The organism is Pseudomonas brassicacearum subsp. neoaurantiaca, from assembly GCF_013608025.1.
Lineage (GTDB): Bacteria > Pseudomonadota > Gammaproteobacteria > Pseudomonadales > Pseudomonadaceae > Aquipseudomonas.
The window spans coordinates 1-10827 of record NZ_VDLV01000041.1 but is presented as its reverse complement, the minus strand read 5'-3'; the positions used below and the strand labels follow the sequence as shown (position 1 = coordinate 10827).

The 10827-nt window shown below is 62.1% G+C and carries 8 protein-coding genes; 7 read left to right on the top strand and 1 reads right to left on the bottom strand.

Annotated elements, in window-relative coordinates:
• Positions 1-99: 99 nt before the first annotated feature.
• From FHK92_RS20330 to FHK92_RS20320, 3 genes are all read left to right on the top strand, one after another.
• Positions 100-528, top strand: coding sequence for a DUF2231 domain-containing protein (locus tag FHK92_RS20330; protein WP_181289644.1), 429 nt, complete (start codon positions 100-102; stop codon positions 526-528).
• Positions 525-1817 carry a PQQ-dependent sugar dehydrogenase gene (locus tag FHK92_RS20325; protein WP_181289643.1) on the top strand — a complete coding sequence of 431 codons (1293 nt, stop codon included), beginning with the start codon at positions 525-527 and terminating at the stop codon, positions 1815-1817. Before FHK92_RS20330 ends, FHK92_RS20325 begins: the two co-directional genes overlap by 4 nt.
• Positions 1818-2446: 629 nt before the next feature.
• Positions 2447-2983: a hypothetical protein gene (locus FHK92_RS20320; protein ID WP_181289642.1), complete on the top strand. Its 537-nt coding sequence runs from the start codon at positions 2447-2449 to the stop codon at positions 2981-2983.
• A 12-nt stretch (positions 2984-2995) separates the two neighbouring features.
• On the opposite strand, the gene FHK92_RS20315 is transcribed toward FHK92_RS20320, so the two are convergent.
• Entirely contained in the window at positions 2996-4327 is a 1332-nt protein-coding gene (locus tag FHK92_RS20315; protein WP_181289641.1) for a cation:proton antiporter, read from the bottom strand.
• Positions 4328-4531: 204 nt separating this feature from the next.
• Between FHK92_RS20315 and FHK92_RS20310 the strand changes: the two genes are divergently transcribed.
• The 4 genes from FHK92_RS20310 to ligD are packed head-to-tail and all read left to right on the top strand — an operon-like array spanning position 4532 to position 10672.
• Positions 4532-5917, top strand: coding sequence for an iron-containing redox enzyme family protein (locus FHK92_RS20310; protein ID WP_181289640.1), 1386 nt, complete (start codon positions 4532-4534; stop codon positions 5915-5917).
• A gap of 9 nt (positions 5918-5926) precedes the next feature.
• On the top strand, positions 5927-6928 hold the full coding sequence (locus FHK92_RS20305; protein WP_181289639.1) for a methyltransferase: 1002 nt from the start codon (positions 5927-5929) through the stop codon (positions 6926-6928).
• Positions 6900-8063 (top strand): carboxylate-amine ligase, encoded by a 1164-nt coding sequence (locus FHK92_RS20300; RefSeq protein WP_181289638.1) that lies wholly within the window; start codon positions 6900-6902, stop codon positions 8061-8063. The genes FHK92_RS20305 and FHK92_RS20300 overlap by 29 nt, the downstream gene beginning before the upstream one ends.
• Complete coding sequence (gene ligD, locus FHK92_RS20295; RefSeq protein WP_181289637.1) at positions 8060-10672, top strand: DNA ligase D; 2613 nt, start codon at positions 8060-8062, stop codon at positions 10670-10672. Before FHK92_RS20300 ends, ligD begins: the two co-directional genes overlap by 4 nt.
• The last annotated feature ends 155 nt before the right edge of the window (positions 10673-10827 follow it).

The window sequence follows — 10827 nt, the reverse complement described above, 5'->3', positions numbered from 1 at the left end:
ACTATCGCTTTGACGGCACGATCATTTCCCTAGGTGTCAATCAACGCGCCCTGGCCTCCGATTTAACCGTCAGGGACGCTGAACGATTAAGGAGCTGTCATGACCGTTACCGCCCATCCTTACTACCGAAGCACGCCAGGGCCGCTGCATGCGGTCCTGCTTGCCGGCACGGTTCCGCTGTTTCTCGGCGGCCTGCTAAGCGATATCGCTTACTACAAGACTTACCAGATCCAATGGAGCAATTTCGCGTCCTGGCTGATTGCCGGCGGGCTGCTGTTCTGTGGGCTGGCGCTGTTGTTTGCGCTAGTGAACCTGATCCGTGCGGAGCGCAAGGCCGGGCGTCCGTTGGTGTATTTCCTGCTGTTGTTGGTGACGTGGGTGTTGGGGCTGATCAATGCCTTCGAGCACGCCAAGGATGCGTGGGCCGTGATGCCTCAGGGTCTGGCGCTGTCTGTCGTCGTTACCCTGCTGGCCTGCGTGGCGGCCTGGGTCGGACTGACCAGCCTGTGTTCGGGAGGTGAGCAATGAAGCCTCGCATCGCATTGACGGCCTTGAGCATGGCGCTGTTGCTGAGCGCCTGCGGAGGCGAAGGGGACGCTACACAAGCGCGCGGCCCGGACCCCAAGTTGCCGGAGCCTCAGCGTAGCCTGTTGCCCAGTATGAAAATCGCCGAGCCGGTGGCTTGGGGAGACCAGAAACCGACCGTGCCCCAGGGGTATGAGATTACTGCCATCGCCACCGACCTGAAAATTCCGCGTCAGACGCTGGTATTGCCCAACGGCGACATTCTGGTGGCCGAAGGACGTGGTGGCAACGCCGCGAAGCTCAAGCCCAAGGACGTGATCGCCAGCGTCATCAAGGCCAAGGGCAACACCCAAGTGAAGGGCGGCAACCGCCTGACGCTGTTGCGCGACGCTGACGGTGATGGCTCTTACGAACTGAAGACGGTCTTCGCCGAAAACCTCAACGCGCCTTATGGTCTGGCGTTCGCCAACGGTAAGTTGTACGTGGCGAACCAGGATGCCCTGGTTCGCTTCGACTATCAGGATGGCCAGACCAAGGCGAGCGGGGCGCCCGTCAAGGTCACGGACCTGCCATCGGCGATCAATCATCACTGGACCAAATCGCTCGCGGTCAGCCCCGACGGGCGTTCGCTATACGTCGGTATCGGCTCGAACAGCAACATCACCGAGCGCGGCATGGAAGTCGAGATCGACCGCGCGATGGTCTGGCAGATCGACGCCGAGACGGGCGCCCACCGGCCTTATGCGACAGGCCTGCGCAACCCGACGGCGCTGAAAATCGAGCCTGGGTCCGGGCAGTTGTGGGCGGTGGTCAACGAGCGGGACGAACTGGGACCGGACCTGGTGCCGGACTACCTGACTTCGGTGCGCGAAGGCGCGTTCTATGGCTGGCCATATAGCTACTGGGGGCAGAACGTCGATCCACGGGCGCAACCGCAGGATCCACAGAAAGTCGCCGCGGCAGTCAAGCCCGACTACAGCCTGGGCTCTCATGTCGCCGCGCTGGGTGTCGATTTTTCCATTGCGGCCATGGGTGAAAAATTCGCCGAAGGGGCGTTCGTCGGCGAGCATGGCAGTTGGAACCGTGACCAGCCGGTAGGCTACAAGGTGATCTTCGTGCCGTTCAGCAACGGCCGGCCGGCAGGTGAACCGGTCGATTTCGCGACGGGCTTCCGCGGCTCCGATGGCAAGACCCGTGGCCGGCCGGTGGGGGTGACGGTTGATCCGCGTGGTGCGTTGATCATTGCCGATGACTTGGCGAATACCGTGTGGCGGGTTACACGCAAGCCGTAAAAACCTGTGGGAGCGAGCCTGCTCGCGAATAGGCCAGCACATTCAAAATCTTGGTTGGCGGTGGTGACGCTATCGCGAGCAAGCTCGCTCCCACATTTGGATCTTCAGTGGCCACAAAATTGCTCTACACCACCGCCTCCTTGTGGGAGCGAGCTTGCTCGCGAATAGGCCGGTAAATCCGACATCTTCATCGACGTTGACGCCGTCTTCGCGAGCAAGCTCGCTCCCACATTTGGATCTTCAGTGACCACAAAATTCCCGTACACCACAGCCTCCTTGTGGGAGCGAGCTTGCTCGCGAATAGGCTGGTAAATCCGACATCTTCATCGACGTTGACGCCGCCTTCGCGAGCAAGCTCGCTCCCACATTTGGATCTTTAGTGGCCACAAAATTGCCGTACACCACAGCCTCCTCGTGGGAGCGAGCTTGCTCGCGATGAGGCCTGTAGATTCAACATCTTCATCGACATTGACACCGTCTTCGCGAGCGGGCTCGCTCCCACAGAGGAAACGCGGTGCCAATCATAAAACAGGCTTCTGGGCCGACCACCTCCGGTCCATCGGTTTGAACTCACACCCCGATAGCTCGTTCCAAATGCACCCACTCCAACCCAAGGCCCCCGCTGCGCAATGCCCAGAATCCTTACCCAGCAGACCCCGGAAGAAGAACTGACGGAACACAAGGCCAAGCTCTTCGGTTCCCCCAAGGAGCGACTGGATTTCTATCGCCGGGAAATCCAGTACGAAACCAGCATCCTCGCCAATCGGACTGACGCCTACCTGGCTGCCCAATCCTTCCTGGTGATCGCGTTCGCTTCGTGCATGGCCAACCTGAACCCCGAATGGGGCAAGCTCTTTACGCTGATTGTGCCGCCGTTCCTGGCGCTGCTCGGTTTCTTGAGCTCGCTCAACGCCTGGCCGGGCATTCGCGCGGCCTATGAAATCATCGACCATTGGCATTTCAAACAAAGCGAATTGCTGCGCAGTGAACCGCTGATGGGCCTTGCCTACGATGAATCGCCACTGTTCAGCGAGCGGGAATCCACACACAAGGGGTACCGCAAGTCGCTGTTGTTTTCGGTGCGCACACCGTGGATTTTCGCGGCGTTCTGGGTGTTGCTCGGGGTCTACTCGGTGTTTATCCAAGTGACCGATCCCGGCGGCTGATCCCTGAACCTTTTATTTTTGCTGGCGCTCATACCAGGCCAGGGCAGGTTGTGTGCTCACCCCGTGGACGAGAATGCTCAGGGCCACCACTGACAGGGTCAGGTCGATGCACAGGCGCGCGGCCTCGGGTTGCAGGTCATGGTTCAAGGCATAAAACAGGTAAAACAGGCTGCCGATGCCGCGTATGCCAAACCAACCGATCAACAGCCGTTGCGGGTTGTCCAGCAGTCTTCCCCATGGCATTGCCAGCACACTCAGCGGGCGAATCACCGCGAAGAGCAGGGCGCCGATGGCCAAGGCCCGCCAGTCCCAATGATTGGCCAGGACCACCCCCAAAAGTGTCACCAGGAACACCTCCATCGAGCGCTCCACCAGGCTGCCGAACGCCAGCATGTCGCCCATCATCACGCCGGCCGCCAGTTGGCCTTCATCCAAGGCTTGGGTGTCGCCGTGCACCGCCTGCTCGGGATCGACGGCTTCGTGGCCGACCACCGGTTGCACCAGGTGCTCGGCGGGCGGCGCGTTTTCATCGGTGGACTCGACCTCTGCCTGTCGCAGCCCCAGGCCTGCGGCGAAAACCGAGAGAAAACCGTAGCCCTGGACCGCTTCCGCCGCGACATAGGCCAGGGCGATCAAGGCCAGGGCCAAGTAATCATTGGGGGACAACGTGCTGTCGGCGTTCTTGATGCGCATCGACAAGGTCAGCTTGCCGATGCCACGCCCCAGCCAATAGCCGATCAACAAGCCCGCCGGCACCGCCCATAGGACGTTGCGCAAGGCCCACTCAGCGAGAAACCCGCCGTCGTCCTCGCGCAACATGAGCAAACCGAGGATGACGAAGGGAAACGCCGTGCCATCGTTCAACCCGGCTTCCCCGGACAGGCCGAAGCGCACCCGATCATCATCCCGGGCATCGTTGACCTGCACCAACGCCGCCAACACTGGATCGGTGGGCGCCAGCATCGCGCCGATCAGCAACGACACCCCCCAACCGAGCCCAAACAGGTAATGCAATGCCAGGCAGAGCCCGGCAATCGTCAGGATCATCACCGGACCGGCGAGCCCATACGCCACTCGCCAACTGCGGTTTTTCAACGGCAAACGCAGCTTGAGCCCGCTGACGAACAACGAGAACACCACGGCGACTTCGGTCAGGTGTTCCATCCACCCCGAAGATTCATCGACCCCCAGCCTCAACAGTCCTAGCCCCGCGGGGCCGATGGCAACCCCCAGCGCCAGGCACACCGCCGAGGTGGTGACGGGCATCCAGCGCAGGTAGGAAGCGGTCAGGGCCAAGGTCAGCAAGACCGCACCGAGCACGGCTACCCACACTGTGAAAATCATGATTGCTCCTTGAATAACGCTGCGTCACCTCGACGGGCTCGCTTCATTCGAGGGCCCAGGCGAAGCGAGGGTTCCGCCGCAAATCACCTGCGTCCCGTTTATCCGACCGCTTTTCGCTCCAGGGGAATTTTTTCGCATTTGCAAGGCTCTGCAATGGAAGAGACGTGCTGATTCAGCGTCCTGCCGAGAACCCGAGAGGCCCTTATGACTGCGCTGACACCCCTTCAATCCCGGCCCGCCGTTGCGCAACCGATAACCGCTGCCGGCAATGTGCGCCAATGCTATGAACGACTGCTCCAAGGGCCTGACGATGCTGACAAGCAAGCTGTCGCCCAAGCCTTCCTGCAACCCTGCCTTGAAGAAGCGGGCGCGTTGCCCCGAGAAACCCCTGATGACCCTGCGGCGTTGCTGGCCTGGGTCGAGCAGCACAGCGCCGGCGTGGCCCGGCAATACGCCGACTACCTGGAGCGGCGCAAAAACGGTGGCCCCCGGGAGTTCTTCAGTGGCAAGGCTCATGCCCTGTATTTTCTCCAGGCCGTCGCCCCGACCAAGCTAGTGGATGGCGCGTGGCTGTATGGCGTTCTCCAGCATTGGCACGACCATCGCTTCGAAGGGCTGCTGTGCACCTATCTGGAAGAGCTTGGGGATGGCGTTCCCGCCCAGAACCATGTCGTGCTCTACCGCAAACTGTTGGCCGAACATGGCTTGCAGGACATGCCCGACATCGAGGACGAGCGCTACCTGCAAGGCGCGGTGCAATTGGCCCTGGGTTATGCCAGCGACGAATACCTGCCCGAGGTCATCGGCTACAACCTCGGCTACGAGCAATTGCCGCTGCATTTGCTGATCAGCGCCTATGAGCTGAGTGAACTCGATATCGACCCGTATTACTTCACCCTCCACGTCACCATTGATAACGCCAGCAGCGGCCACGCCCACAAGGCCGTGCAGTCGCTGCTGCAATTGCTGCCGATGGAGGCGGGACGTGAATCGTTCTGGCAGCGTGTCACCTTGGGCTATCGCCTCAACGACCTGGGGCAGGGCAGCCGGGCGATCATCGAGTCGTTTGACCTGGAGCGTGAAGTCCTCGACATGCTTGAACGCAAGCGGCCGTTCGGCCAGCACATGCATTCCGACTACTGCAAGTTCGAGGGCAAGACCGTCAACCAATGGCTGGCGGAACCGGGGCAACTGGAAGGCTTCCTGAACGCCATGCAAGACAAGGGTTGGATCAGGCGTCACGAAGACCCGCAGAACAGCCGCTTCTGGACCTTGATCGAAGGCGCGGGCGCGGCGATGTTCGGCGTCTTCAGCCCTTATGAAAAACAGTTGCTGCACGATTGGATTGCCGGCGACTGGTTGGATCAACGCGGTCGCCCCGGGGCGCGCCGCCCCCACGGTTCGGCGCATGAGCCGTCGGCACCGGCGCAAGACCCGGATGTGCTGAACCTTCAGCAGACGCTACGGGGCAAGCCCCCCAGTGAGCAGATGCAAATGCTGATGCCCTGGCTCTCGGCCCGTTGCCACAGCCATCCGGCCGGGTTGTTCGCAACCCGTCGGTTCATCGAACTCAAGTCCGCCCTTCGATAGGAGCCTTGCATGAATCAGGAAGATCGCCTGTCCGAACCCGACCTGGCGCTGCTGCAACTGGGTCGCCGCCTGCACGCCGACGGCTACCGTTTCATCACCCCGACGCCGTTGACCCATGAACGGGTCAACCAACGGCCCGGCAACGAACGCTCGAAGACCCTGCGGGATGTCTTCGGTTGGTCCCGGCCCTTTGCGCCGGGGCTGATTTCTGCCGACGAGCAGCGCCAATTGCAGGAAGCCGAAGTGTTGGAGGAGCGCGATGGCCTGCTGCGCAGCCGCGTGCGCTGGTCGAGCCTGGATGGCCTGCTGTTCGCCCATTCGCAGTTCCCGACCCAGGCCAACGACGCGGTGTTCTTCGGCCCGGACAGCTACCGCTTTGCCCATCTGATCCATACCCATCTGCAACAGAACTTCACCGCTGTGCATCGCGCCGTGGACATCGGCTGCGGTGCCGGCGTCGGGGCGATGATCATCGCCCGTGCTCGCCGCGAGGCTCAGGTCCTGGCCGTCGACATCAACCCCTTGGCCTTGCGCCTGTGTGCCGTCAACGCTGCGCTGGCCGAGGTAGCCAACGTCGAGATCGCTCGCAGTGATGTGCTGCGGGACGTCGAAGGGGATTTCGACCTGATTGTCGCCAACCCGCCGTACATGGCCGACCCCGCCGAGCGCGCCTATCGCCATGGCGGCGGAACGCTGGGCGCCGGGTTGTCGCTGCGGATCGTCGAGCAGGCATTGCCCCGGCTCACGCCTGGCGGCTCGCTGGTGCTCTACACCGGCGTGGCGATGGTCGATGGTCGCGACCCGTTCCTCGAAGCCTTGGGCGGGTGGCGCGATTCGGCGGAGTTTGCCTGGACCTACAGGGAATTGGACCCGGACGTATTCGGCGAGGAGCTGCTGACCCCGGGTTATCAGGACGTGGAACGGATCGCCGTGGTGGCGTTGGTTGTCACCCGCACGGGTGCGGGTATCGGAGGGAACATCGATGAACAGGCGTCTGAAGTTCGGCATTGAAGAGGAATATTTCATCACCGACCTGCAAACCCGCCACATGCCCGAGCAGCCGCCCGCGGCAGCGGTTGCGGCTTGTCGGGAGGAGCTGGGCAAGCATTTCGCCCATGAAATGTTCCAGAGCCAGGTGGAGATGGCTTCGCCCATTTTTCGCAGCCTGGCCGAAGCGGCCGATTACCTGGCCCAGGTGCGTACCGGCCTGACCCAGCGCTTGGCACCCCATGGTCTTGGATTACTAAGCGCCGGGTCCCACCCAATGGCGACCGTCGGCTTGCAACCCACCGACGAACTGCACTTCCAACAACTGTTCGACGATTACCAGCGCGTGGCGCGGCGCAGCGTGCTGTCGGGCCTGCATGTGCATGTGGAAGTGCCGGGTGATCATGACCGGGTCAAGGTGATGAATGAAGTGTTGCCCTGGCTGCCGATGCTGTTGGCGCTGAGCGCGTCTTCGCCATTCTGGAACGGCGCCTACAGTGGCTTCAGCAGTTATCGCCAGGTGGCCTGCGATGAGTGGCCGCGCATGGGCGTGCCGGAGTTTTTCGAGGATGAGCCGACGTTCGATGGCTACGTCAACATGCTCACGCGCACCGGCTCCATCCGCCAACCCAGCGATTGCTGGTGGGTGCTGCGGCCGTCGTCGCGTTATCCGACCCTGGAACTGCGCATCTGCGATGCCTGCCCACGGATTGAGGACGTGTTGTGCCTCGTTTCGCTGTTTCGTTTGATGATTGCCCATGCCATCGCCCAGTCCGCGCCCGGCGCCCACTACAGCTTGATGTCCCACTGGATCCTCAAGGAAAACCGCTACCGGGCCAAGCGTCACGGCATCCTCGCGGAGTTTATCGTCGAGGGCCAGGAGCAACCCATGCTCATTGGTGAATGGCTGAACCTCGCCGAGCAGACCTTCGGCGAAACCGCGACGGCGTTGGGTGTGCAGGACGTGTTCAAGCAAGCGCGCCGAATCATTCAGCAGGGCACCAGTGCTGATCGACAAGTAGTGCTCTACGAACAGGGGTTGCTGCTGGGCGATACGACTGAAGAGGCGCTGGGCCGGGTAGTCGATCAACTGCTGTCGGAAACCGCCGGGATGCCCGTCGCCGATCCGACCCTTGCGCAAGTAGCAGGTGGCCCATGACCAGCAAGACCCTTGACGATTACAACCGCATGCGTGATTTCGCCGCCACCCCGGAGCCGGCGGCGAAGCGCAAGCGCTCATCGACGAAAACCGCCCACGCCTTGCAGTACTGCATCCAGAAGCACGATGCCACGCGGCTGCATTACGATTTTCGCCTGGAACTGGATGGCGCACTGAAAAGTTGGGCGGTGCCCAAGGGACCGTGCCTGGACCCGAAGGTCAAGCGCCTGGCGGTTCACGTTGAAGACCATCCGCTGGACTACGCGACCTTCGAGGGCAGCATCCCCGAGGGGCATTACGGTGCTGGCGATGTCATCGTCTGGGACCGGGGCGTGTGGATTCCCCAGGGTGATGTGCACGAAGCCTACGAAAAGGGTCGGCTCAAGTTCGAGCTGCGCGGCGAAAAACTCGCGGGTCTGTGGAACCTGGTGCGCACCCATATGCCGGGCAAGCAGGAGCAATGGTTCCTGATCAAGCATCAGGACGACGCGGCCCGCCCGGAAAATGAGTACGACGTGGTGCAGGCCGAGCCCGACAGCGTGCTCAGCGATCGCACCATCGTGCCCAAGCGCCGGGGCAAGGCCGCTGCTGCAAAGCCCGTGAAGCCGCCGGAAGAACCCGCCAAGCCGAAGTCCACGAAAAAAACCGGGAAGACCACCCTCAGTGGCGCTGTTGCCGGCCCGTTGCCTGAAACCCTCAAGCCGGAACTGGCGACCCTGGTGGAAAGCGCCCCGGACGGCGACTGGCTCTACGAGATTAAGTTTGACGGCTACCGGGTCATGGCGCGCATCGACAAGGGCGACGTGCGCTTGATCACCCGCAACGGCCATGACTGGACGCATAAGCTGCCGAAACAGGCCGAGGCCCTGGCGGGGCTGGGGTTGGAATCGGCCTGGCTCGACGGTGAAATGGTCGTCGCCAACGAGCAAGGCGTGCCAGATTTCCAAGCCCTGCAAAACGCCTTCGACGCCGGCAGCAGCGGCAAGATCGCCTATTACCTGTTCGACCTGCCGTACCTCAACGGCATGGACTTGCGCAAAGTGCCGGTGGAAGAACGCCGGGCCGCGTTGGCCGCCGTCCTGGAACCCAATGAGGATCCGTTGTTGCGTTTTTCCGACTCCTTCGAAGAAACCCCCGAAGCGCTGCTCAACAGTGCCTGCCAGATGCGCATGGAAGGGCTGATCGGCAAGCGTCAGGGCAGCGCTTACGTGTCCCGGCGCAGCAGCGACTGGATCAAGCTCAAGTGCAAGAATCGCCAGGAATTCGTCGTGGTTGGCTTCAGCGACCCCAAGGGCGCTCGCAGCGCGTTCGGTGCCTTGTTGCTGGGCCTGCACGACGTTGACAGCGGCGAGTTGCGCTATGCCGGCAAGGTTGGCACCGGTTTCAACGAAACCACCTTAAAAAGCATCTATCAGCAGTTGTTGCCCCTGGAAACGAAAAAAGCCGCCGTGGTCAATCCGCCCACCGGCTACGACGCCAAGGGCGTGCACTGGCTCAAGCCGGAGTTGCTGGCGGAAGTGGCGTTTGCCGAGATGACCAAGGAGGGCTCGGTACGCCATGCCGTGTTCCATGGCCTGCGCAACGACAAGCCGGCCAAGGCGATCACCCAGGAGTTGCCGAAGTCGGTGGGAAAGAAAGCGGCGAAGGACGATGCCGAACCTGCGCCAGCCAAGGCGAAAACCAAAGCCAAGCCCAAGACCACGCAGTCGCCGACCCTGGACGGCAAGGTCCGCATCACCCATCCGGATCGGGTCATCGACGCGAGCAGCGGCACGACAAAAATGCAACTGGCCGAGTATTACGCCAGCGTCGCCGATTTCATCCTGCCGGAGCTGGCCGACCGTCCGGTGGCGCTGGTAAGGGCACCGGATGGCATCGCCGGCGAGCTGTTTTTCCAGAAGAACCCCGAACGCCTGGCGATCCCCGGCATCACCAGCCTGGACAAAGACTTGACTGGGCAACCGGTGATGATCATCAACAACGCCGAAGCGCTGATCGGCGCGGTGCAGATGAGCACCGTGGAACTGCACACCTGGAACGGCACGTCCGTCGATCTGGACAAGCCTGACCGCTTCGTCCTGGACCTCGACCCGGACCCGGCGTTGCCGTGGAAAAGCATGGTGGAAGCCACGCAACTGACCCTGTCGGTGCTGGATGAGCTGGGCCTGAAGGCATTCCTGAAGACCAGTGGCGGCAAGGGCATCCACATCGTCGTGCCGATCACCCGCAAGTTGGGCTGGGATGAGGTGAAGGGCTTCAGCCATGCCATCGTCAGCCACATGGCCAAGCTGTTGCCCGACCGTTTCTCGGCGGTGTCTGGGCCGAAGAACCGGGTAGGGCGGATCTTCATCGATTACCTGCGCAATGGCCTGGGCGCGACGACCATCTGCGCCTACGCCGTCCGCACCCGCGAGGGACTGCCGGTGTCAGTGCCGATCTACCGCGAAGAAGTGGCCGAACTCAAGGGCGCCAACCTGTGGAACGTGCACAACGTTCATGAACGGCTGGCAGAGGTGGGGCACGAGCCTTGGGCGGACTTGCGCAAGACCCGCCAGAGCATCACCGCCGACATGCGGCGGCGGGTTGGGATGAAGAAGACCGGCAAATAGTATCTTGGCGGTAGCGCTTTTGTGGACAGGAAAGTCATCTTCTCGCTGAAGAAGACCCGCTTCTGTGGCGAGGGAGCTTGCTCCCGCTCGGTCGCGCAGCGACCGCAAAAAGCTTGGGGCCGCTGCGCAGCCCAGCGGGAGCAAGCTCCCTCGCC